Genomic DNA, 24,247 nt, shown 5'->3' on the forward strand with positions numbered 1-24,247 from the left:
AATTCCCTCTGTGTTGAATGTCGGCCCCTCGGCCAACTGTATCTCGCCCATCGACGCAGGTCTGCATTCGATGCCCCCGGCATGACGCTTGCCAAGCCTAAGCTAATTCCAAAAAGATATTTATTTAACTTTTTTAAGATCGATTAGCTTTATGCGTTCTTGAGAGCGCTGCGTTTACCACCTGGCGCTTGGCCGATTTTCTACCTTGGGCCGGGAGCTCCTGTGACCACCATTCAAACGTCTTTGTCGACTGCACGCATTGAGTCCTTTCAAAGATTTTCGCCACCGTCCGACAGCCCCGCCAATGACAGTGATGTCGTACTCGAACTGCGCGACGTCACCAAGGCCTATCTGCGCAAAGGTGCGCCGGTCGCGCCCGCGGTCAGCAACGTCAGCCTGAAGGTGCGTCGCGGTGAAGTGCTGTGCCTGATGGGCACGTCCGGCAGCGGCAAGTCGACGTTACTGCGACACATCAACCGCTTGATCGAACCCAGCAGTGGCGAGGTCTTGATCGACGGACACGCCATCAGCGGCTTGAGCAACCAGGCCTTGCGTGACCTCAGGTCGCGACGCATCGGCATGGTGTTCCAGCACTTCGGCCTGCTGCCCCATCGCACGGTGCTGGACAACGTGGCGCTGCCACTGGAGCTGCGCGGCGAACCCGAGTCCGTGCGCCATGCGGCGGCCATCGAACAGTTGCAGGCGGTGGGCCTGGACGGTTGGGGCGAGCATTACCCGCATGAACTGTCCGGTGGCATGCAGCAGCGCGTGGGGTTTGCCCGGGCCCTGGTGACCAATCCCGATATCCTGCTGATGGACGAGCCGTTCAGCGCGCTGGACCCGACCATCCGCCGCGATCTGCAAAGTCACTTTCTGGCCCTGGCCCGTGAGCGCGGAATCAGCACTTTGCTGGTCACTCACGATCCGGCGGAAGCCATACGCCTGGCCGATCGTATTGCCGTGCTGCGGCAAGGCCGGCTGGTGCAGTTGGGCACGCCCGAACAATTGCTCGAGCAACCCGCCGATGCCGAAGTCGCAGACTTTTTCCGCGATTGCACGCCAACGCCATCGGCGCTGCAACCTCCGGACAGCATTCGCACCCCGACGCCACAACGCCAACCCCGTGAGCCATCTGTCGATCACGGTTTGCCCCGCTGGCAAGCGCTGTTGCTGGGGCCGGCAGCCCTGGCGGCGCGGGGTAGGGGCGGGTGGTTCTGGTTGACGTTTGCCGCCGAACTCGCCGCATTGGCGGTTGCGGGCCAAGGCCTGGCCAGCGCGTCATGGCTTGCGGTGCTCGCGGCCGTGGCCGTGTTCGGTGCCAGCCGCTTCAGCGCGATCTCGCTCAGCCGCCAAACTGTGCGGCAGACGACGGGCTGGTGGCTGCCTTTGGCATTGCTGCTGGTCAGTCAGGCCCTGGTGATCTGGCGCGTCATCACCCCCGATACCCCCCATGCCCTGTTGCAGTTTCCCGAAAACCGCCAATGGCTGTTGCTGGCGGCGGAGAGTATCGACCAGTTTATCGGCTGGTCCCAGGTGACGTTTGAAGGTGCGTTCGTCGGCGTGATCGTTGCCGTGCGCACTGTCATCGAAGGCATTGAAAATCTGCTCGGCTGGCTGCCCTGGCCGCTGTCGGCGCTGGCCGTGGTGTTCCTCGCCTGGCGCTCGGCCGGACTGGCACTGGCGCTGACCAGCGGCGTTGCATTGTTGTACATCGGCCTGTTCGGCTTCTGGGAGCACACCATCGCCACCCTGGCGCTGGTGGGTTCTTCGGTGTTGATCGCCCTGGTCATCGGCGTGCCGACCGGCATCCTGCTGGCGAAGCGGCCGCTGGTGCGGCGCCTGTTCACACCCTTGCTGGATGTCATGCAGACACTGCCGACCTTCGTGTACCTGATTCCCGCCGTGGCGTTCTTCTCTGTCGGCAAGACCCCGGCCGTGATCGCCACGGTGATTTTCGCCCTGGCGCCGATGATCCGCCTGACTTCGCTGGGTATCCAGGAAGTACCGAAAGATGCGGTCGAGGCAGCGGTCGCCCACGGTGCCAGCCCCTGGCAAACCCTGGTCAAGGTGCAACTGCCACTGGCGCGCCGCTCACTGCTGCTGGGGATCAACCAGACCATCGTCATGAGCCTGTCGATGGTGGTGGTGGCCGCGCTGATCGGCGCCGGTGGCCTGGGGTATGACGTCATGACGGCACTGCGCAACATCAAGGGCGGCGAGGGCATGCTTGCCGGCGTGGCGATCGTGCTGTGCGCGCTGATACCGGATCGAATCATTCAATCGAGCTTGCGCAAGCAAGATCACCTGCACAACCCACAGTGAGACTTATCGTGAACACACATTTTTCTCGTACGCTTGGCGCGGCCGCGTTGCTGGCCTCTTTAATTCTCCCGGCAACCGCCATGGCCAAGGACAAAATCGTCATCGGCGAGCAGAACTGGACGGGCGCCATCGCCATTCAACACATTCTGGGCGAGGTGATCAAAACCCGGCTCGATGGCGACGTCTCGTACCTGGCCGGGGATGTCCCGGTACTGTTCAGCGCCGCCGCCAAAGGCGATGGCTCGGTCGACGTGCTGACCGACATCTGGTTACCGAATCAGTCGGCGGCCTGGGCCAAATACGTCACTGGCGGCAGCAAGTCGCTGGTTGCAAACGTTCAACCCTATGCCGGGGAGCAAGGGTTTTATATCCCGGGCTATCTGCAGGACAAGTACGGGGTCAAGTCCATCTATGACCTGAAGAAACCGGAAATCGCCAAGCTCTTCGAACCCCTGGGCGGCGGCAAGGCGCAGCTGCTGGTCGGCCCGGCAGGCTGGGAGTCGACCTACATCGGCCAGATCAAGGCCAAGGATTATGGCTTCGCCGATAAATTCGAATCGGTGTCCACGGAAGCCTCGGTGACTTACGCCAAGCTGGCCACGGCCTACAAGGCACAGCGCGGTGTGGTGTTCTACGCCTACACCCCGGACTGGATCTTCTCGGCCTTTGACCTGCGTCGCCTGGAAGAGCCGGCGTTCGACGGCTATGCCCAGGACAACAAGAAAGGCGATCCGCTGTACAAGGCCGACGGTTGCTGGAAATTCATCAGCCCGACGGTCGATCCGGACTGGTTGAACAAGAGCCGGATCACCTGCGCCTTCCCGGATGCCAAGGTGTATGTGCTGGCCTCTGCGGCCCTGCAAAAACGCGCACCGAAAATCGCCGATTTCTTGCATAACTTTGCCATTGCGCCGGCGCAGCTCAATGACCTGATCCTGAAGATCGAAAAGGAAAAACAACCGGCTGACGTCGCTGCCAAGGCGTGGGTCCAGGCGAATGGCGCCACCGTTGATCAATGGCTGGCCGCCTCGGCGCCGAAAGTGAGTGCAGCGCAATGAGTGACCGCTCCTTGCGCTTGCTCGACGGTGGCATGGGACGCGAATTACAGCGCATCGGCGCGCCATTTCGACAGCCTGAATGGTCAGCCCTCGCGCTGATCGAGGCGCCGGAGTTTGTGCTCCAGGCGCATCAGGCATTCGTGGATGCCGGTTCCCGAATCATTACAACAAACAGCTACGCGGTGGTGCCTTTCCACATCGGCGAAGAGCGCTTTGCCGAGCAGGGGCGAACACTTGCCGACCGGGCAGGGCGTCTGGCCCGTCAGGCGGCGGTCGGTCGTGAACCGGTCACCGTGGCCGGTTCGCTGCCTCCGGCGCTGGGGTCGTATCGACCGGATCTCTTTGATCACCAACGTTCGGTGGCGATCCATCGCGAGCTTATTGCCGGGTTGCAGGCTCACGTGGATGTCTGGCTGGCGGAAACCCAAAGTTCCATCGCTGAAGTGCGGGCGGTGGTCGAGGCGCTCGATGCCGATATAGAAACCAAGCCGCTATGGGTGTCCTTCACGCTGCTGGATGAAACGGGCGAACCGCCTCGGTTACGTTCCGGCGAACCGGTCGCCGAGGCGGTGCGTGTGGCAGTCGAATTGGGGGCAACGGTGGTGCTGTTCAATTGCAGCCAGCCGGAAGTCATGGCGGCGGCACTTGCCGAGGCTCGCGAGGTTATTGAGCGTCTCGGCCAAGCGATCGAGCTGGGGGTTTACGCCAATGCCTTCCCGCCGGTCAGCACCGAGGCCAAAGCCAATAGCACCTTGCTGGAGATTCGTCGTGACCTGGGCCCTGAAGCCTACCTGCACTGGTCGCGGTCGTGGGTCGCCGTCGGAGCCAGTATCGTTGGCGGATGCTGCGGCATCGGGCCTGAACATATCGCACAGTTGCACTTGCATCTGCTGCCACAACAGGAGGGTGTCCGCGCATGACGGATATTCAGCAAGACGCGGTTGTTGAACAGGCGACATTTGGCGCCGGTTGTTTCTGGGGCGCTGAAGCGTCATTTCGGGCATTGCCGGGGGTGCAGGATACGCGGGTCGGGTTTGCACGACCGGCCAGTGGCGAGCCGGTGTCGATCGAAGTGGTGCAGGTTGATTTCGATGCGCGGGTGATTGCTTACAGTCGCCTGATCGAGCATTTCTGGACGCTGCATGATCCGACTTCGGTTGATCGGCAGGGCGCTGATGTCGGGGTGAAATATCGGTCGGCGTTGTTTTTTGGTTCTGCCGAGCAAGAGCAGTTGGCGTGGGTCGCCAGGCGGGCGCTGGAGGCTTCGGGGCGATTGGCCAAGCCGGTGGCCACGGTGATTGTGCCGCTGGGTGAGTTTGAGCTGGCGGGTGAGGAGCAGCAGCGTTATCTGGAGAAGCATGGGGGGAGTAGCTGTTCGATCTGATTGTGTGGAGGACAAGGCTGTTTTTGGTTGAGTACATATCCATCTATTTACCTCTGAACCTGTGGGAGCTGGCTTGCCAGCGATGGGGGCGGTACATCAAATTTTGATGTTGCCTGACACACCGCCATCGCAGGCAAGCCAGCTCCCACAGGGATCGAGTACACCTGCAGGCGAGGCAGATCAAGCGTTGTAGGAGCGCACCAAAATCGATTCGTCGATCTGATCAATGGACGTCACCCCGGTCAGCGTCATCGCCACACGCATCTCCTTGGCAAAAATATCCAGCATGTTTTCCACCCCGCGTTGCCCGTCGGCGGCCAGCGCGTAGGCCATCGAACGTCCCAGCAAAACCCCTTTTGCCCCCAGGGCCAACATGCGCACCACATCCAGCCCTGAGCGGATGCCCGAGTCGACCAGCACGCTCAGATCATTGCCAATCGCCTGCATGATCGGTGGCAAGGCGTTGGCGGTGGAGAGCACGCCGTCGAGCTGTCGGCCGCCATGGTTCGAAACGACAATCCCGTCAGCACCGAAACTCACCGCATCGCGGGCATCCTGGGGATCGAGAATGCCCTTGATGATCATCGGGCCTTTCCAGAACTCACGAATCCACTCCAGATCGCTCCAGCTAATCGACGGGTCGAAATTGTTGGCCAGCCAGCCCATGTAGTCCTCAAGTGTGACGGCTTTGCCCAGGTACTTGGAGATATTCCCCAGATCGTGTGGACGCCCCATCACGCCGACGTTGAAGGCCCAGTCGGGGCGGGTCATGGCCTGGAGCATGCGACGCGACGAGGCGAATGGACCCGACATGCCCGAGTGGGCATCTCTGTACCGGGCACCGGGCGTGGGCATGTCGACCGTGAACACCAGGTTCTGCACCCCGGCGGCTTGCGCACGCTCCAGTGCGTTGCGCATGAAGCCGCGATCTTTCAGTACATACAGCTGAAACCAGATCGGCTGCTGAGCGTTTGCCGTGACTTCCTCGATCGAACACACCGACACGGTCGACAGGCACAACGGGATGCCTTTGTTTTGCGCCGCCTTGACCGCCTGCACCTCGCCACGGCGGGCGAACATGCCGGTCAGCCCTACCGGCGCCAGCACGATGGGCATTGCCAGTTTTTGGTTGAAGAGGGTGGTGTCCAGGCTCAGGCTTTCGACATTTTTCAGGATGCGCTGGCGCAGGCTGACGTCACTCAAGTCGGCGCTGTTGGCCCTCAACGTATGCTCTGCATAAGCGCCTCCGTCGATGTAGTCGAACAAAAAACGGGGGAGTTTGCGGCGTGCCGCTTCGCGGTAGTCCGATGCAGAAGAGATGATCATAGTGTGCAAGGCCTTGATCTGATGAGTGAGGGCTGAGCCGTCGAGTCCAGGCGTCAGGTTAGCGTATGCGAACGGTGTTGCGCTCGTTTCAAACCCGGTCCTTCGTACTCTTTTTGCTGCCTCGAACATGGGGCTGGCAATATCGCTCGATGATTTCGAACAGTCGATGACACGATGTGGCGAGCTGAGCTTCAGGCGCTGTGGCAACCCCGAGCAATAGGCCAGATGAGCTACCGGACGGAGTGGCGAACCAGGCTGACAAAGGCGACGGTGCAATGCCAACGGTCATCGCGTCCTGAACGATCTGCACGTCGGGCGCGCCGTCGGGGAGTCTGAGCAGGACTGCCAGGCCTGCCTTGACCCACTCTGCATTGCGCATGCGCAACTGCTCGCATAGCGCGTCACGCTGGGCACAATAGAGTCGCTTGAGCCGACGGACACGCCGGATGTAGTGGCCCTCGTGCATGAACTGAGCCGTGGCGAGTTGGATGAGGGGGGAGGGGGCGGGGGCAAGCGTTGCGGCGACCTCGGAGAACGCGACAACCAGTTCGGCTGGCGCTACGACAAATCCAAGGCGCAGTCCCGGGCTGATGGTCTTGCTGAATGTACCGATGTGGATGACACGTTTGCCCTCGTCCAACGACGCCAGGGCAGGGGCCGCCCTGCCTTCCAGTTGCAACTCGCTGAGGTAGTCGTCTTCGATGATCCAGGCGTCGTTCGAGACCGCCCAATCCAGCAGTTGAAGCCGTCGCCTCAACGACAGCGTCGAACCCAGGGGCGCTTGTTGACCGGGCGTCAGGACGGCTAACGCAGCGTCCGCGGCGTTCTCGATGGCGTAGCCTACGTTGAGACCTTCATCATCCACCGGCACCGGAATGACCTGCAAACGAGCGAGCTCCAGCCCCTTGCGGGTCAGAAAGAAACCGGGATCTTCCATCCAGACTTTCTTACCGTCCAGACCCAGTACTCGCAGTGCAAGCCCCAGGCCGGAGCTGTATCCCGACGTGATGAACACCTGCTCGGGGAAGCAGTGCAGGTTTCTGGAGAGGGAGAGGTAGCCTGCAATTTCTCGGCGCAGCTCCAGTTCCCCCCGAGGATCGGGATAAATCAATGACGAAAAGGATCCTGCCTTCAGGAGATTGGAGGAGCGCGCGCGTGCGAAAAGCTTTTCCGGCAAGCCTCCGGACGCTGGAATGCCGAGCTGAAAGATCGCCGGCCCGGTGTTCATCCGTTGATAGGCTTTCATAAACGCGCCGGGGTCCGGCGGTTGCGGTTGAGCCACCGCCACACGAGGGCGCGGCGCCACGCGTGTGCCCTTCGCGCCGAAGGTTTCGATCAACTGGGCGTCTGATAACCGTTCATACGCCGTTTGAACGGTTCCGCGCGCCACACCCAGGTGCGCGGCAAGGTCCTGCCATGAAGGCAATCGAGTGCCGGGGGCGAGCAGGCCTGATTCTATGGCCCTGCTGATACTCATACGAATCTGTTCTGTCAGAGACAGCTTCGCTGTCCGGTCGAGCTGAATCTGCAGGTCTGAATTCATATTCTTGGTACACACAAAAGTGGGGATTCTTGGTTCTTCAATTCATACCATTGACGGTGGAAGATGCAAAGACCAGGACGCAGCTACCACCGCGACGCATCGAGTGAATGCGCTCTGGTACTTCAACTTCCCTTCAACGACAGGAACCATCATGACCAACGCCGTCATCGAATGCATCGTGAGTCGCAGTGCCGCCAAGTACTACGATCCCGCCGCCACGTTGAGCGACGAGCAAATTCGTGAGCTGGTGCGAATCGGCACCACCGCACCGACTTCCTTCCACATACAGAACTGGCGCTTCATCGCCGTACGCACCCCTGAAGCCAAAGCCCGGTTGAGTCCGATTGCCTGGAGTCAGCCGCCGATCATTGAAGCCGCCGTTACTTTCATCATCTGCGGCCAATTGGCCGATTCCAGCGTCATACCGCAACGCCTTGCGCCGTTGGTTGAAGCGGGCGTGATGCCGGCCTCGATGGTGCCGGATTGGGAAATCCCCGCACGCGATTTGTATTTGCAGCACCCGCAGCGCCAGCGCGACGAAGCAGTGCGCACGGCCACCTTCGGTGCGTCGGCGATGATCTATGCCGCCCGCTCGTTAGGCCTGGGTTCTACACCGATGATCGGTTTCGATGCCGAAGCGGTGGCCCGTGAGTTCGGCCTGGCTGAAAACGAAGTGCCGGTGATGCTGTTGTCCATAGGCGCGGAGCGTCCGGGAAACTGGGCGCAGAAGCCGCGCCGTCCGTTGGCCGAAGTGTTGGATCTCGTTTGATTGTTCAATAAACCAGTGAGTTACGGAGACTACGATGCCTAGAAGTGCAGTGTTTAACCCGGAACAAGTACCGGCCGATTCGAAGCCGACACTCGATGCGTTCACCCGAAACATCGGGTTCACGCCAAACATGATGGTGACCTTCGCGCAAAGCCCGATCGCGTTCAACGCATGGGCTACGTTGCTCGGTTCCTTGAGCAAAGCGCTCGATGTGAAGACGCGTGACAGCATCGGCCTCGCCGTCTCCGAAGCGAATGGCTGCAACTACTGCCTGGCGGTTCACAGTTTTACCGCCGAGCACATGGCCAAGCTGCAGGCCGATGAAATCATTCTCGCCCGCAAGGGCCAGGCCACTGACCCCAAGCGCAACGCTGCCCTGCAGTTCGCGCACAAGGTCATCGAGACTCGCGGCAAGGTCAGTGATGCCGATCTCAAAACCGTCCGCGACGCGGGCTATACGGATGCGAATGTCATGGAGATTGTCGCGCTGGTGGCCATGTACTCCCTGACGAACTTTTTCAATAACGTGTTTGATCCCGAGAAGGATTTCCCTGCCGTTACGCCGGCGGGCTCGATCTGATCTCGATTCGCTCGCATCGACCCTCGCCAGGAGGTGTCTCTGATTCGAGCATCGGTCAACCACCGGGCCATGCTGCACGCGCCCATGGATGGCTCAACGGGAGACACCGTTGGTGTCTCCCGCATCGGACCAAGGGCGCATGCGGGGCTTTTGTCAGAAGCCCCGCAGATCATCCACCGGCAACTTGAGTGCCTGCTTCGGCTCGGTTCCGGTGATGCGCTTGAGCGTTCGGCTCACCACATCCACGCTATTGTCGAAGCAGCCGTGGGTCGCCTTGATGGTGACATCGGGGCGGTTGTCGGGGCTGTCCGATCGGAAGCTGAACACCGTGCCTGCGTCGAGGATGTCGATTTGCTTGCGCCTGGCCAGTCCCGCCGCCTGGACGGCCTGGCGCCATTTGCCCAGTGCTTCGCCGGTGCTGGAGGAGCCGTCCCAGCCGTTGTATCCAGGGTCGAGCACGTTGGCCTGGCCAAGGATCGGCATACGCAGGTCGCCTTCCAGCGCGTTGGACACCAGATAGAGCAGTGACTTGCCATAGGGGCCGATGCTGTCGTCACGCTCATTGCGATCGGAAAGGATGTCCAGGTAAAGGTTCTGCATCAGCGTTTCGTGGGGAGCGAAGTGGCGATTGGCAAACTGCACCGTGCAGGCTGGCGCGTAGAGGTGCAGCGAGCGGACGTTCGTTTCGAGGCCGCGTGCGGCCAACAGGTCGATGACATGGCCAAGGAAGATCGCACCGGCCGAATGTCCCACCAGGTGGATTTCCAGGTCGTCGCCCCAGGTCCTGGCCAGGTTCTGCAGGGCTGTCACCAGTTTGTCGCCGCCACGGGTGGGCAGGTTGGCGAACTCGGCGTTTTCTTTCATCTCGCTCCAGATCGGACGGGCGAAGGGGCGGCCGATTCCCCGTTCGAGGAGGATGTCGGCGCCGTCCTGCAGCGCCTCGCGCAAACCGCCGGCACGGGGTGGTTCGCGTTGGAACATGTCGGTGATGATGTTCGTGATGGATTCGAGTACACCGGTCTTCCAGACGATGAACAGCGGATAGCAGCCGTTGCCCAGGAAGTAGCGTCCCATCGCCCTCGCGCGCTCGATGGCGGCGGCCTGGTCGTTCAGTCCTCCGTGGGTGTAGAGCACCAGGCGCTTGGTCTTGCCCGGCTGGGATCGGAACCACTGGTCCGGCAGCCCGCAGGCCTGGTGCAGCAATGAACGGTTCAGCTCGTCCTGGGTGAGGTGGCGATCGATTCGTCCGTTGTTGCCGAAGATCACGCTGTGCTCATAGGCCTTGGGTTCATCCCACCACCGGGAGCTGTCGACAGCGGCCGCAGCGATTGCCGTACCGCGGCCTGAGGCCAGTTGACCGAGCATCACCCCCGGTACGCCCAGGGCTGCAACCCAGGCGTCCATGGCATTGGCGAGCCAGTCGGCATAGGTCAGCAGGGCAAAACCGCCCCCGCCCCAGTCGGTACCCCAGGAGTTCTGCACGATGAAGCCGCGGGCATTGAAACCGACCAGGGCGAAGGCGTGGCCGCCGCTCTGCGACGGCCTGCCGTCGAACGCAATGGCCGGCAGGGCAGCATGTCCGTTGAGTTTGCCCTTGGGTTTTGCCACGTTGTTCCAGCCGTCGTGAGTGAAAGCGGACACATAGATCGCACCGACCTGGCAGATGGCAGCCTGCAGATCGGTGATTGAGCCGATGTCGATCCGATAGTAGACGCCCAATGTATTGTCGGTTGCACGGGTTGCATAACCGAACTTCGGCGGCAGGGTGTCCTGGTCATCGTAGGGCCAGTCGGACTCCGGGCACACGCCGTGGTGGTGCCAGCCCTTCAGGGCGCCACGGCAACTGGAGCCTTCGTAGTTCTCGCCGTCGTACTCGTCGTAGCGTCGCGCGAAGTTGTAAAGCATCCGTGGGCTGACCGATTCCGGAACTTCACCGTTGCCGTTCTTGCGCCAGCGCAGGTAGTTAATCACGCAAGCCAGCCCGAAACCGGTGCAGGCACCTTCCCGTCCCTGGTCGAGGATCAACCCCGATTGGGTATAGCGCGGCAGATATTCCTTGATCTTATCGTCACCGGGACAGGCATCGGGCAGGTTTGAAGGGGGTGGCATGTAGGCGCGGTCACGCAGGTCCACCGGGTCCTTGCTGGCATTGAGCTGACGCGCGACTGGCGTTGGCTTCGCTGCAGCCTTTTTCGCCGCCGCGCCCTTGACCTGACGGGCGCGAGTCGGCTGCGGTATCAGCGCTGCAAGTCTGAAGACATCGCTGAAGCGGTCCAGGCCGTGGGAGCCGCCGTTGACCTCCTTGCGGGCCGCGCGGTAGTTGTCACTGGCCAGGGCGGTACGAATTTTGGACGCCCGGTCGCCCAGGAATCGCGCCAGGAGGATGGCCGCCACTTCGGGAGCATTGGCAAGGTCCGGTTGTGCTTCGATATCCACGCCAATCTTCTCTGAATAGACGTGATAGTTGTGGCGCCCGGTCAGTTGTACGAAGCCACGGCCGCGGAAGTTTGCGCCATCACCGGGTACGGTGTTGCCCAGGTCCTTTCTGCCGTCGTAGGCGCTGAACGGTGCCATGCCCGGGCTGGTATTGAACTTCGAGGGAAACTCCGAAATGGGCACGAAGCCTTCGGTCTCGGCGCGAATGGTGCCCAACGCAGCCAGTATCATCGGTCTGTCCGTCAGGTCGGCCGCTGCCAGGGCCGCCGCGACATAGGGAAGGTAGCGCTGAATGTTTGAAGCTTTGGTGGCGGGGAACAGGAGCTTTACCGTATCCACGCTGAGCGCCATGGCCAGCGATTTGAGTTCGCGCAAACCCAGCAGGCTCTGGCAGTAAGGACCGACCACTGCGTCCGCGACGATGCCGATGCCCGATTGCCAGTGACGGACCGCCGATTCCGTCAATGCGTCGAAATCACGTCCACTTGCAAGTCCGGGGAATCCTTGCTCGTCGGCGGCCAATGCCTTGGCCAGTTTCTGGCGAAGTTGCGCTACGTCATCGCCACTCTGGTTCCGTGCCAGCAGCATATTCATGACTCTACCTCCCGTTGTCCGTTTTCCTTGTGCTGCATTGAATGCAGCCCTTGCCGGGCACCTGACGGGTAGATGTGACCGCCCCTGGCCCAAAAGCGGAGCGGTTGAGATCAACGGCGCTGAGACGACGGGAACAACACCACGGAGCGACTTTTTGAGGTCTGGTGCAAAGCGTTTTTGGAGTATAGCCATGCTGAAGAGTACGTGATGACCCAGTCCTCGGAGGTCCACCAGGACACTGGGCGATCTATCCTCAATGCCCATCAGTCACGGTGCGTGGTTGCTATCGGGTCCTGAGGATGTAAACGCGGCCCGTCGACGTTTTCCTATCGGTGAACGGAGGCATCAAGCTTCGTCACGGCATTACTTGGGTCAGCCACCGGGTCGTGCAGCAACGAATAGCCTCGGTCCAGTAATGTGCGGCCGATAAAGCGCGATCCCACTTCATTGAGGTGCGAATCATCCAGGTACAGCAGATGACCCTTGATCATCGGGCTGCACACGCCTGCCGTACAAATCACTTGATTGGGGTCGATAAAGTGCACCTGCGGGAACTTCACCTTTATGTCGGCCCAATAGGGCGCCGCACCACTGCGGCTGACTGTGCAACTGTGGTCGGTATCGAACATCAAGTGACGAATCGGGCAACTGGCGGCTTTTTCGATGTGTTGATTCCTCAAGATAACGATGACCTGGTCGCTGTGCTCCACCGCCCGCTTGATACTCGCTTCGACGATGTCCTTGGCGATCGCCTCCCTGGGCCAGATCGCCGCCAGTACCACATAGCGGTAATGGTTCTGTTCGATCAGGTTGAACGCCCGTTCGTTGCGTTTTGCACAATGTTCGGCATAGGTCGCGGACATGTCGACGGTGTAGCCGATGATCGGCGGGCACGAGTCCATGGTGTAGTCCATGATCGAGAGGTTATCCGGCTTGGCCAGCAGATCGACCATGCCGGTGAAGTGATTGGCAAACGAATCACCGATCATGATGCCGTCCAGTTGTTCCTTTTCAGCTCCCAGGCGACAGGCGTCATCGGGTTCTGTTTTGTACAGCGCATTGGTCACGTGGCAGCCCTTGCGGATCTCGCTCGGCTTCTGCAGGGTCATGGCTTCCAGTCGCGAAACATCAGGGCTGAAGCGTTGCGCAAAGCCGTTGAATTGCACGCTCAGCACCGCCAGCGTGGCCAGCCCCAGTGCCGGAAGGGCGAATCGCCGGAAGAAGACCCGGGAAAAATCCCAAGTGGCTCCACTGCGGCGAAAGGGCACCTCGACATAACGCCAGGATAGCCACGCGAGGGTGATCGAGACCGCGATCAGCATCGCCCCCACAGGCAGATCGATGGGGATTTCCAGGTAACTCAGATAGGCAATCAACGGCCAGTGCCACAAATACAGCGAATAGGAAATCAAGCCGATGAACACCATGGGCCGGCTGGTGAGCAAGCGCGAGCGCGTGTCGCCGCTGCCGGCCAGGATCAGCAACGCGGCACCCAGGCACGGGACCAGCGCGTTGACCCCGGGGAAGGTCGAGTTGGCGTTCAAGGCAAACAGCGAAAAACCGATCAGCAGCAAACCCGCCAGAGCCAGGCCATGGGCGGTCAGCTTTGCGATGACGCGCGGTTGATGCAAATAGATCGCCAGCACCCCGCCCAGCATCAATTCGAAAAAGCGCGTGGGCAGCAGGTAGTAGGCGGCCGTCGCGAAGACCCCGGTCGCGTATTCAGAAGCGCCGACCGCGGCCACCATGCCCAAGGCCAAAATCGGCAGCACGTAACGCGGCGCCAGGCGATAGAGCACCACAATGAACAGCGGCCACAGCAGATAAAACTGTTCTTCGATACCCAGCGACCAAGTATGCAGCAGGGGCGCCTCACTGGCGTCAGCGGCGAAGTAATTGCCGTATTTGACCCAGATGTAGACGTTCGACACGCCCAACAAAGAGAGCAGGGTGCTGACGTTGAGCCGGATCAGGTCGACCGGAGAAAGGATAAATGCCCCGACGATCGCCGTCGCCACCAACACCGTAACCAATGCAGGCACGATGCGATTGATGCGTCGCTGATAAAAACCCTTCAGTGAGAAGGTGTTGCGCTTGACCTCGGAAAACACTTGGGAAGTGATCAGGAACCCGGAGATGACAAAGAAGATGTCGACACCGACGAAACCACCTGGCAGCAGGTTGGTGTTGAGGTGATGCAGCAGTACCGCGATCACCGCCACGGCCCGCAGCCCATCGATGTCGGAGCGGTACTTGCCTTGAGCCATGAGCCTGACCATCCCAGAATTGTCCCGTGTTTCGGATGTCCGCTCATGACAGCCACTGTCAATATTTGGACACTTCCCGCCTTATCTATCACTTGTAGTTGGGAAATTGACGGTTGGCAAAATTAATAGGAAATAACGGCACCGGTTCACGAGGTGTCCCAAGCATTTGAAACACCGGCGGATGTACTGATGGCGACAACAAAATATCGCCATGTCTCAAACGAAGCCCGGGCACCTCGGTTGGCAGAAACATCACTCCGGCAGCAGACGAATTCTACCGGCACGGCAGCAGAGCGGCCTCCATGACCCAACGGGGAGGGGCCGAACCGATCGGTCATGTCCGGATACTTTTCGCCACTCCATCGCACATGGCGAAATTTTGATACTAGACGTCGAGTTGGCAGGAGCGATGAAGCGCTGACGACGATTATTGTTTTCGCACAAAAGCAGGAAACAATAATCATGCTGCCGTCGAAGAAAAGAATTGATAGCCACGTTCACTTTTACACATCGGACGATCTTCACCGGGTCGCCGGCTCGCTGCCCTATGCCTTACCCGAGCCGCATCCGCTGACCACCTGGCTGGATCAACTGATCGATGCCGGCATTGCTCCGACGGTCATCAACAATGTCCATCTGAGTATCCTGCCGGACTCTGAAAATGTGTTTGCTTCGTTCGAGGAGCTCAAGAACCTCCAGGCATCCGATCCGTTGCGCTACGGCGAAGTGAAACTGGTGGGGACGATCAAGGCCGAACCTGCTTACGCCACCCGGGAGCGCCTCGCGCATCCGCAGGTCGTTGGCGCCCGGATCGTCCTGCACGATGCCAGGCCCGAAACGGTTGCCGATACTCGCTTCAGTGACGGGCAATGGGCCGCGTTTTACGCTCGCCTGCTGCCGCACCAACACCTTCACATTTACGCCAAGGAAGCCCAGACCAACCTGCGCGTGTTGCGCCAGGTGCCTGAAAATGTGCGGGTCATCATCGATCATCTGGGCAGCTGCCACAGCGAGCGTGGCACCACCGAGCCGGCCTATGTCGCGCTGCTCAATGAAGCCAGACGACGCGGCAATGTGTGGTTCAAAGGACCCGGTTATCGCACCTCTGTCTATCCCGAGGAGGCCGCTCGTTTCGTCATGCAGATTGTTGGCGCAGTCGGCGCCGACAAGATTCTCCTGGAAGCCACCGATGCCCCCCATGTTGGAACCGCCAACAACGGCGTGCCGTATTCCGGACTGTTCGATTTGAACAAGGCGTTCAGTTTTGTCGATGCCGTTGCCCATCACGTTTCCACAGAAACCCGAATTCCGGTTGACCAACTTCTCCGAGGAGCAGTTGGTCAGTTGGACCGTTGATCTACGCCCACGCTACAACTCCGAGATATAAAGCGATGACGAACATTACTGCCAGAGAAATCAACTTTGCCGTCAAATATGGCAACGAAACCCTGAGTATCAAAGGGACGGTATTCGAGCCGGGACACATCGACGCCAAACTCCCACCCGTGGTTTTCAACTCCGGTTTCACCGGTGGCGTCACGATGTACGGCCAGCTGTTCGGCCGCGCCCTGGCAGCCAGGGGGTATCGCGTCATGACCTACGACGTGGCGGGTTTCTTTTCCAACAAGCACATCCGCAACACGATCCGCGCCGGGGACATCGAGATCACCAACGTCAGCCTGCAAGACCAGAAGGACGAAGTTCTGGGTGCCGTTGCCTGGGCGCGTGACAACTTTGGCGAGATGCCGGTGGTGGCGTCCTGGGCGATGGGTTCTGTGGCGAGCCTGGGCGCAGTGGCGGAACTGGCGGCTGCGGGGGGTGAACAGATCCGGTTCTGGGTGCCGATGAGCTACACCAACATCCGCAAGCTGCAGGCCTTGCGTGCCGATAGCAAAGCCGCTGACGCGGCGATCCTCCAGCTGGCGGATGACGCCGCCATTCCTCCATTCGACACCGGAACCGCAGCGACCCGTCTTGGCTACTATCCACTGGATCCTGACACCCAGGCGTATGTCGATCAGCAACTGGGTGGCTATACCGAAGCCGGTGGTGCCGACCGCTGGCCTGGCTGCACCCACGTGACGGCGAAGTCCTACAAGTCGTATGTGGCCTATGACCCGGAGCAATCCATTGAAGGTGCAAAAGGCTTCCCGCCGGCGCTGATCATCCACGGTGCCGACAACACCTTGCACATGCCATCAGAGTCCGAGCGCCTGCACCGGCACTATCCCGGCGATGCCGGTTCGAACGCGCTGATCATCCCGCACATGCAGCACGGTCAGCAGAATCAGGTGGACAGTCCGGTGTTCAAGTCGATGATCCAGAGCATCGACGAGGCCATTCGCACCCGCGGCTGATTCAATCGCCAATACCCTGTGAGACCTCGCAAGGAGGTCTCGCAGCGATTCAATCTGGCTCAATACGTGCCCAGGTCCTAACATAGCGTGTCCAAAGCCACTCCCACGGGCTGGCCTGAGCCGTGTTCTGCGAACGGCTGGAACCCCCTATGACAAGGATCTGGCGATGACGAGCCCCAGTGAAGCCGCGACGGCTGTGAACGGTTGCACGACCAAGCGAATCGGCCTGCTCATTCTCCCTCAGTTTTCCATGATGGCGTTGGCCGGAGCCAGCGAGCCTTTGCGGGCGGCGAATCGGCTTGCCGGCAAAACCCTGTATGAGTGGACAGTGCTCACGGAATCCGGTGGACCGGTCAGCTCCAGCAGTGGTTTCGAAATCCAGACCGTACCGATCGACCAGGCGCCCGAGGTCGATCGCATTTTCGTCCTGGCCAGCCTGGACATCGAACATCAGAAACCACCGAAAATGCTGCGGTTTCTGCAACGTGCCGCAGCCCGTGGGATAACCGTCGGCGCATTGAGCACCGGCACGTTCATCCTCGCCCGCGCCGGCTTGCTGGAAGGCAAGCGCTGCACCTTGCACTGGGAGTCCATTGGACAGTTTTCCGAAGAATTTCCCACGATCGAAGTCACCAAAGAGTTGTACGTCAACCATGGAAACCGCTGGACCTGTGCGGGTGGAACGGCGGCCATCGACCTCATGCTGGCGCAAATCGCGCTGGATTACGGTAATCAGCTGGCTGCGAACATCGCAGAGCAATTTCTGCACGCAAGGATCAGAGCGCCGGAAGAACATCAGCGGATGTCGATCCAGTGGCGGTTCGGGATTCATGACAGGCGACTCACGGCCGCGATTGCCTTCATGGAAAACAGCCTGGAGAACATTATCGGCATCGAAGAGATCGCCGATCGCTGCAATCTGTCGCATCGTCAACTGGAGCGCCTGTGGCATCAACATTTCGGCATGACGCCGAAGAAGTTCTATCTGGAGCTCAGGCTCAACGAAGCACGCCGATTGCTTCGTGAAAGCACCCAGCCCATTGCGTCGATTGCCTACAGCTGCGGGTTTGTCTCGGCATCACATCTGGGTGCCGCCTACCGTCGTGTCTGGGGCTGCACGCCCGGAGAGGAGCGGCGGAAATTTGATGATGCGCATTCCTGACCGGGCGTCCCGGGCGCCCTGGTCAATCCGGCGCTAATCCTCAGGTGCAAACTTCTCTGCAAAACCGCATAGCTAGCTAATGACTTGGTCCGACCGCTGGTGCGCGCGGGCAGGGCCTGGTGATTTGGCGATCCTGTATTCTTCCTGCCGAACTCGCCCCTTCACACTGCGCTGCACGCCGTAAGGCTTCGCGACGTCGGTTTTTTGATAGAAATCGTCGAACTCAAAGCGCAGGCAGCGTTCGGGAGCGCGGTAAGGTTCATTACAAATCCGGCGTCCACTTCCAGATGCACAGCCGGCAAAAACAACAATGACGTACAGAAGGCATCACAACCATGGAAACCTTGAGTTTCATTCTGGAAAACGGCGGGCTGATCAGCCTGCTACTCGGGCAGCACCTTCTCATCGTCGCGGTCGCGGTGGGCCTGGCGATCCTGACCGGCGTGCCTGTCGGGATCGCAATCTCCCAGCACCCCAGAACGCGCCGTTGGGTCCTGGCCTTTGCCGCCGTGCTGATGACCATTCCTTCGGCCGCGCTGTTCGGGCTCATGATTCCGGCCCTTTCCCTGATCGGCTACGGGATCGGCGTAGTGCCGGCGGTCATTGCACTGTTTCTCTATTCCCAACTGCCCATCATCCGCAACACCACCACCGCGATCTCCAACATCGATCCTGCCTTGCGCGAAGCGGCAATCGGGATGGGCATGTCCACCTGGCAGCGGCTGCGCAAGGTCGAGCTGCCGATTGCAGTGCCGCTCATCATGGCCGGAGTGAGGATGGCAACCGTCATCAACATCGGCATCGCGGCCATCGCGGCCTACATCGGCGCGGGCGGCCTGGGCAGTCTGATCATTCGCGGCATCGCCCAATCCGATACCCGCCAGCTGCTGGCCGGCGCCATCGTCATCAGCGTCATTGCCATTGCAGCCGATTATGCGCTGTACGCCTTGCAGCGCCTCCTCACGCCCAAAGGCCTGAACAAGAACAAAGCGGCCACTGGCCCAATGAAGGAAGCGACGACGTGATCCAGATCGAAAACCTGAACAAGAAATTCGGCTCAACCACGGCGGTAGAAGATGTCTCATTCAACGTTGAAGAGGGGCAAATCTGCGTTCTGCTCGGGCCGTCGGGCTGCGGTAAAACCACGACGTTGAAAATGATCAATCGCCTGATCACGCCGACGTCGGGAACGATCAGAATCGGTGGGCGCGACACGTCCGAACTGGACAGCGTCACCCTCAAGCGATCCATTGGCTACGTGATTCAGCAAGTCGGCCTGTTCCCGAACATGACCGTCGAGGAAAACATCTGTGTCGTCCCCAATCTGCTGGGGTGGGACAAAAACAAAAGCCGCAAGCGCGCGGCGGAGTTGCTGGAAGTGGTCGCGCTGGAGCCGTCCAGATTTCTCAAGCGCTACCCGTGCGAACTGTCCGGTGGTCAACAGCAGCGCGTGGGCGTGGCCCGGGCGTTGGCTGCGGACCCGCCGGTGATGTTGATGGACGAGCCCTTCGGCGCGATCGACCCCATCAACCGGGAAGTGATCCAGGACGAGTTCATGCGCATCCAGCGCCAGGTCAACAAGACCGTGCTGTTTGTCAGTCATGACATCGACGAAGCCGTGAAAATGGCGGACTGCGTTGCGCTGTTCCACAACGGCAAAATCGAGCAGTTCGGCAGCCCGGATGATCTGCTGGCGCGGCCCGACAGCGAATTCGTGGCGAACTTCATGGGCAGCGACCGGATCATGAAACGCCTGTGTCTGCTGCGGGCGGCTGATATCGCCAGCAAGATCCCGCCACGGGAACACATGCAAGTCGTTGGCGGCAATAGCGGCATCTCCACGCGCTCGCAACTGGTCGTCAAACCTGGAGACGACCTGCGCCAGGTGCTCTCGCAGCTACTGGGTCGCGGCCAGGACTGGGCGTTGTGCAACGACAGTGACGGTCGCTTCATCGGCTATGTGCACCAGACCGATATCCTGGCGCGACTGGTTGAAAACATTACTCCGGCGGTGCATTGACGATGCCTGACTTGATGATCAGATTTTGGGAAGGGCTCCAGTATTACTGGGGCGATATCAGCTATCTGACGGTTCAGCATCTGCAGATAGTTGCCATCAGTGGGGTCCTGGCCCTGGTTGTCGCGCTGCCATTGGGCGTCTGGATGAGCCGGCCCGCGAACCAGCGTTACGCCATGGCCAGCATGCAGTTTCTCAATGTGGGGCAGGCGATACCCAAGCTTGCACTATTGGCGCTGGCCATGAGTTTTATTGGCGTGGGCAGCGGCGCCGCCATCATCGGATTGTTTGTCGCGACCTTGTTGCCGGTGGCGGTCAACACCTATGAAGGCTTGCGCGCGGTGCCGGCGCATTTGGTCGAAGCGGCCGAGGCCATGGGCATGACGCCACGGGAAACCCTGTGGAAAGTCGAGATCCCGAATGCGATGAACGTGATTTTCGCCGGCATTCGCACGGCGCTCGCCATCAACGTCGGGACTGCGCCGCTGGCCTTCCTGGTCGGTGGAGGAGGGCTGGGCGAGTTGATCTTTACCGGTATCGACCTGAACGACTTCGGCATGATGCTGGCGGGTGCGGCGTCGACCGCGCTGTTGGCCATCGCCGTCGATCTGGCGTGCGGACTGGTCCAGACCGTCGCCGTGTCGCGGGGCTTGAGGTTGGCCGGGCGCGAATGATTAGAAGACCCAGGATAAAAACCAATAATACGAGGTGCATCATGATTCATCGCATGCTAACCAGTCTGATCCTAACGCTTGGCCTTGTTTCAGGTTCCATGGGGACTGCTTCTGCCAACAGCACCATCGTGGTCGGCGGCAAGAAGTTTACCGAGCAGCAACTGGTGGCGGAAATGACCACACAATTACTGCGCGCCAATGGATACAGCGTCGATAAACGTCCGGACCTGGGCTCGTCTGTATTGCGCGCGGCACAAGAGAACGGTCAGGTCGATGTGTATTGGGAATACACCGGGACCTCCCTGGTCATTTACAACAAGGTGACGGATAAACTGGACGCCGAGCAAACGTACAAGAAGATCAGCGCCCTCGACGCAGAGAAAGGCATTACCTGGTTGAACCCATCGAAAGCCAACAATACCTACGCGTTTGCCATGCGCAAGGACGAGGCCGATAAGGAGGGCATCGTTTCGATCAGCGATCTGGCGAAAAACGTCGGCGAAGGCAAAACCTATAAATTCGCTTCCAACGCGGAGTTCTTTTCACGCTCCGATGGCCTGCGTCCTCTCCAGGACATGTACCAGTTTGAGTTCGAGCGCAAGAACGTCGTGCGCATGGACGGAGGCCTGACCTACCAGGCACTCAGGGACGGTCAGGTGAATGTGGCGTTGGTGCTGTCGACCGATGGGAGGATTCCGGCATTCGGCTTTGTCGTGCTCAAGGACGATAAAGGGTTTTTCCCCAGCTACGCATTGACGCCGGTGATTCGTACCGAAGTCTTCAAAGAGAATCCGAAGATTGGCGAATTGCTCAACGCACTCTCTTCCAAACTGGACGACGACTCGATTGCCGGTCTGAACTCCCGGGTCGATGTCGGCCGTGAGTCAATCGAGAGTGTGTCCAGGGAATTCCTGGAAAAGAACAAGTTGATCTAGTGGTTGCGCCGTGGCGTTGAAGTCGCCCGGTTTCGTCTTGATTGTCCAGGCCAGCTGAAGACCGCTGGCCTCTTTTTATCCCGCTTATTGGTAGCGCTCATCCCGATCACTTGGGCATGAGCTCATTCCGTTCGCCTGTACTGATGAGGAGAATACCCATGCAGTTAAATAAAACGTTGGTGACGTGCTCGTTTTTGCTACTGGCGGCAAGGGCTCAAGCGGATGACGGTATTGACCGCATGACCCTTGCCGACATGCGTCTTGCCTTGAATAAAGGGGACATCACTTCCGAGCAATTGGTCCGGCACTACCTGGACAACATTCGCGCGAACAACCATCAGGGCCGGAACATCAATGCGCTGGTGACGCTCAATGAGCAGGCGATCGAACAGGCCCGCCAGTGGGATGCCGAACGGGCTAAAAATCCCGAGGCCAAATATCCACCGCTGGCCGGCATTCCGTTCGTGGTGAAGGACAACTTTGACACCGCCGGCCTGGTCACCTCCGGTGGATCTTACGTATTGCGTTCATCGGTGCCGAGCCAGGATGCCTTCACCGTCAAGAAGCTGATCGATGGACAGGCGATTCTGCTCGGCAAAGCCAACCTGTCGGAACTGGCCGCGTCTTTCGGCTGGTTCGGCTACAGCTCGTTTGGCGGGCAGACGCTCAATCCGAGAAATACCCGGCGCGATGCTTCCGGCTCCAGCAGCGGCTCTGCCGCCTCGGTGGCCGCGGCGTTCGCACCCTTTGCGCTGGGGTCGGATACCAGCGGGTCGATCCGCGCGCCGGCCAGCGTCACCGGCACGGTGGGTTTTCGACCTTCGCTGGGGCTGATCAGTCGCAGCGGCATTATTCCGCTCTCGCTGACGTTCGATACCGGTGGCGTCATTACCAACAGCGTGCTGGATCAGGCCATCGTGCTGGATGCGATCAAGGGACAGGACAAAAGCGACCCGGCGACCCTCGACCTTGCCGCCGACACCATTCAGTTCGAGCCAGCCCTGAACCGTTCCTCGCTTCAAGGCAAGACCATCGGGGTGATCACCAACTTCAAAGGCGCCAACCCGGAGGTGGACGCGGTTTTCAGAACCGCACAGCAAACCCTTGGCCAGCGTGGGGCGCATGTCGTTTCCATCGAGCTGCCGAAGGCATTTGAAACCCTTTGGAGCGATGTGCTCGGCCCGGTGGGAGAGAGCGAATTCAAGCCGCAGTTCGAGCGATACCTGGCCACCCTTGGCCCGAGCCAACCGCGAACGCTGGCCCGGTTCCTTGATCTGGCGAAAAAGAATCAGGCTGACAACGCAGCGCATGGCATGAATCCGGCGCGCCTGGCCGGACTGGAAGCGGTATCGAACACCACCGGCACCGATTCGCCGCAGTACATCTCCATCCTCTCCAGAAAGATCCCGCAGTTGCGCGCGCAACTGATGGACATCATGAAGAAGAACCAAGTGGACAGTCTGTTCTTTGCGACGATCAACTGCCCGGCCTCGGTGGTTCACGGCGTGACGGATGACAGTTACCTGTGCAACGCCGGTGATACCTACGCCTCGTCGTACATTGCCTCCGCCACCGGGTTTCCCGAAATCACGGTTCCGGCAGGCACCATCAAGGGCAATCTGCCGGTGGGTGTTTCGTTCCTGGGCGGTTACGGTGAAGACGCCAAGGTCGTGAGCTACGGCTACGCATTCCTGGGGCGGTGATTGCGCAGATGGGTCGTCTATGAAAACGCGTGCCTGCGTCGCCCATACGTTCTTCGCGAGCAGGCTCGCTCCCACAGATTCAGCGCAAGACTTTGTAGGAGCCGAGCTTGCTCGCGATGGTGGTCAACGATAACGCGGGGTACCTGGATGCCCACAGATTCAGATCAGCGGCATCGGTCAGATTTGTTCCAGCAACCAGGTACGGAACGCGATGAGTGATGGCAGCCTTTCGTTGCGTGGCGGATACGTCAGGTAGTAACTGCGCTGACTGGCGAAGGGCTGGCCGAGGCTGATCAGTTCTGCGTTGGCCAACTCATCGGCGACCAGGATCCGCGGTACCAGGCCGATGCCGATGCCGGCCCTCACGGCCTGGATCAAGTGCGAGGTGAGTTCGAAACTCGGCCCCAGCCGCATCATCCGATGGGGCAGGCCGTGGTGGCTGAACCACTCGCCCCAGACGTTGGCGTTGTTCGCGACGTTGAGCAGCGTCTGTGTGCCAATGCGCTCCGGTGTCCAGGTGTCATGGGCCGCCGCCGCTTGTGCCGACATGATCACCATCAATTCTTCGGTGTGCAGGCGATGGCTGATCAGACCCGGCATGTCGGCGTTACCGACGACGATCGCGGCATCGATGCCACTGGTCTCGAAGTCGATGGCGTCGATCCGGGAATTGATGTGCACCAGCATGCCGGGATGGGTTTTGTAGAAGTCGTGAAGGCGTGGCAATAACCACTTCGAGCCGAACGTCGGCAAGGTGGCCAGGCGCAAGGTTCCGCTGCCCGACTGATAAGCCATGGCCTGCAAGGTGGCGCTGCGTATGCGTCCGAGCGCTTCGCTCAGTTCCCGCTGATAAAGGCGGCCGACATCGGTCAACTGCACCTGCCGGCCTTCCCGGCGAAACAGCGTCAGGCCCAGTTGCTGCTCCAGCGCCTGGACCTGTCGGCTGACCGCGCTTTGAGTCAGCGAGAGTTCCACCGCGGCGCGTGTGTAGCTTTCATGGCGAGCGGCGGCTTCAAACGCCAGCAGCAACGACATGGAAGGGGTGAGGTGGCGGTAATTCATTCGTAAAAGTCATCGATAGCGGCAGGATTATCCGTTTGTCCGGCGCCGGAGCCTGCAG

Annotated in this window: 19 protein-coding genes; 14 read left to right on the top strand and 5 right to left on the bottom strand. The window is 60.1% G+C overall.

Annotation, left to right across the window (positions count from 1 at the left end):
* Positions 1 to 258: 258 nt before the first annotated feature.
* Genes CKW21_RS22610 through msrA form a run of 4 tightly spaced genes read left to right on the top strand, consistent with a single transcriptional unit; the run spans position 259 to position 4,764 of the window.
* On the top strand, positions 259 to 2,322 hold the full coding sequence (locus CKW21_RS22610) for an ATP-binding cassette domain-containing protein (RefSeq protein WP_371917540.1): 2,064 nt from the start codon (positions 259 to 261) through the stop codon (positions 2,320 to 2,322).
* An 8-nt stretch (positions 2,323 to 2,330) separates the two neighbouring features.
* Positions 2,331 to 3,380: a glycine betaine ABC transporter substrate-binding protein gene (locus tag CKW21_RS22615; protein WP_371917537.1), complete on the top strand. Its 1,050-nt coding sequence runs from the start codon at positions 2,331 to 2,333 to the stop codon at positions 3,378 to 3,380.
* Positions 3,377 to 4,300 (top strand): homocysteine S-methyltransferase family protein, encoded by a 924-nt coding sequence (locus tag CKW21_RS22620; protein WP_095196122.1) that lies wholly within the window; start codon positions 3,377 to 3,379, stop codon positions 4,298 to 4,300. Before CKW21_RS22615 ends, CKW21_RS22620 begins: the two co-directional genes overlap by 4 nt.
* Positions 4,297 to 4,764, top strand: coding sequence for a peptide-methionine (S)-S-oxide reductase MsrA (gene msrA / locus CKW21_RS22625; RefSeq protein WP_095196123.1), 468 nt, complete (start codon positions 4,297 to 4,299; stop codon positions 4,762 to 4,764). Before CKW21_RS22620 ends, msrA begins: the two co-directional genes overlap by 4 nt.
* A gap of 180 nt (positions 4,765 to 4,944) precedes the next feature.
* Here the strand turns inward: msrA and lldD are convergent, their stop codons facing one another.
* Together lldD and CKW21_RS22635 are read right to left on the bottom strand one after the other, a co-directional pair.
* Positions 4,945 to 6,090: an FMN-dependent L-lactate dehydrogenase LldD gene (gene lldD / locus CKW21_RS22630; protein WP_095196124.1), complete on the bottom strand. Its 1,146-nt coding sequence runs from the start codon at positions 6,088 to 6,090 to the stop codon at positions 4,945 to 4,947.
* A gap of 88 nt (positions 6,091 to 6,178) precedes the next feature.
* Positions 6,179 to 7,633 carry a PLP-dependent aminotransferase family protein gene (locus CKW21_RS22635; protein ID WP_095196125.1) on the bottom strand — a complete coding sequence of 485 codons (1,455 nt, stop codon included), beginning with the start codon at positions 7,631 to 7,633 and terminating at the stop codon, positions 6,179 to 6,181.
* A 151-nt stretch (positions 7,634 to 7,784) separates the two neighbouring features.
* On the opposite strand from CKW21_RS22635, the gene CKW21_RS22640 reads away from it, so the two are divergent.
* Entirely contained in the window at positions 7,785 to 8,402 is a 618-nt protein-coding gene (locus CKW21_RS22640) for a nitroreductase family protein (RefSeq protein ID WP_095196126.1), read from the top strand.
* Positions 8,403 to 8,451: 49 nt separating this feature from the next.
* Positions 8,452 to 8,982, top strand: a complete 531-nt coding sequence (locus tag CKW21_RS22645) for a carboxymuconolactone decarboxylase family protein (protein WP_256590317.1) — start codon at positions 8,452 to 8,454, stop codon at positions 8,980 to 8,982.
* A 153-nt stretch (positions 8,983 to 9,135) separates the two neighbouring features.
* Here CKW21_RS22645 and CKW21_RS22650 read toward each other — a convergent pair whose 3' ends face one another.
* On the bottom strand, positions 9,136 to 12,012 hold the full coding sequence (locus CKW21_RS22650) for a C1 family peptidase (protein WP_095196128.1): 2,877 nt from the start codon (positions 12,010 to 12,012) through the stop codon (positions 9,136 to 9,138).
* 326 nt (positions 12,013 to 12,338) lie between these two features.
* Positions 12,339 to 14,279, bottom strand: coding sequence for an acyltransferase family protein (locus CKW21_RS22655; RefSeq protein WP_095196212.1), 1,941 nt, complete (start codon positions 14,277 to 14,279; stop codon positions 12,339 to 12,341).
* Positions 14,280 to 14,741: 462 nt separating this feature from the next.
* Here CKW21_RS22655 and CKW21_RS22660 point away from each other — a divergent pair, with 462 nt between their 5' ends.
* From CKW21_RS22660 to CKW21_RS22695, 8 genes are all read left to right on the top strand, one after another.
* A complete protein-coding gene (locus CKW21_RS22660; protein ID WP_095196129.1) occupies positions 14,742 to 15,635 on the top strand; it encodes an amidohydrolase family protein in 894 nt (297 codons plus the stop codon).
* 35 nt (positions 15,636 to 15,670) lie between these two features.
* Positions 15,671 to 16,636: an alpha/beta fold hydrolase gene (locus tag CKW21_RS22665; protein WP_095196130.1), complete on the top strand. Its 966-nt coding sequence runs from the start codon at positions 15,671 to 15,673 to the stop codon at positions 16,634 to 16,636.
* 166 nt (positions 16,637 to 16,802) lie between these two features.
* Positions 16,803 to 17,798 carry a GlxA family transcriptional regulator gene (locus CKW21_RS22670; protein ID WP_095196131.1) on the top strand — a complete coding sequence of 332 codons (996 nt, stop codon included), beginning with the start codon at positions 16,803 to 16,805 and terminating at the stop codon, positions 17,796 to 17,798.
* Positions 17,799 to 18,133: 335 nt separating this feature from the next.
* A complete protein-coding gene (locus CKW21_RS22675) occupies positions 18,134 to 18,823 on the top strand; it encodes an ABC transporter permease (RefSeq protein ID WP_095196132.1) in 690 nt (229 codons plus the stop codon).
* The gene (locus tag CKW21_RS22680; protein ID WP_095196133.1) at positions 18,820 to 19,818 is read left to right on the top strand and encodes an ABC transporter ATP-binding protein; all 999 of its coding nucleotides are present in this window, start codon (positions 18,820 to 18,822) and stop codon (positions 19,816 to 19,818) included. Before CKW21_RS22675 ends, CKW21_RS22680 begins: the two co-directional genes overlap by 4 nt.
* Before the next feature lie 14 nt (positions 19,819 to 19,832).
* A complete protein-coding gene (locus CKW21_RS22685; protein WP_256590318.1) occupies positions 19,833 to 20,489 on the top strand; it encodes an ABC transporter permease in 657 nt (218 codons plus the stop codon).
* Between the two features lie 98 nt (positions 20,490 to 20,587).
* Positions 20,588 to 21,424 (top strand): glycine betaine ABC transporter substrate-binding protein, encoded by an 837-nt coding sequence (locus CKW21_RS22690; RefSeq protein WP_256590319.1) that lies wholly within the window; start codon positions 20,588 to 20,590, stop codon positions 21,422 to 21,424.
* Positions 21,425 to 21,582: 158 nt separating this feature from the next.
* Entirely contained in the window at positions 21,583 to 23,127 is a 1,545-nt protein-coding gene (locus CKW21_RS22695; RefSeq protein ID WP_095196136.1) for an amidase family protein, read from the top strand.
* A gap of 177 nt (positions 23,128 to 23,304) precedes the next feature.
* On the opposite strand, the gene CKW21_RS22700 is transcribed toward CKW21_RS22695, so the two are convergent.
* Positions 23,305 to 24,189, bottom strand: coding sequence for a LysR substrate-binding domain-containing protein (locus CKW21_RS22700; protein WP_095196137.1), 885 nt, complete (start codon positions 24,187 to 24,189; stop codon positions 23,305 to 23,307).
* Positions 24,190 to 24,247: the final 58 nt, after the last annotated feature.

Origin of the sequence: Pseudomonas sp. Irchel 3A7, assembly GCF_900187565.1 — a bacterium.
Taxonomy (GTDB): domain Bacteria; phylum Pseudomonadota; class Gammaproteobacteria; order Pseudomonadales; family Pseudomonadaceae; genus Aquipseudomonas.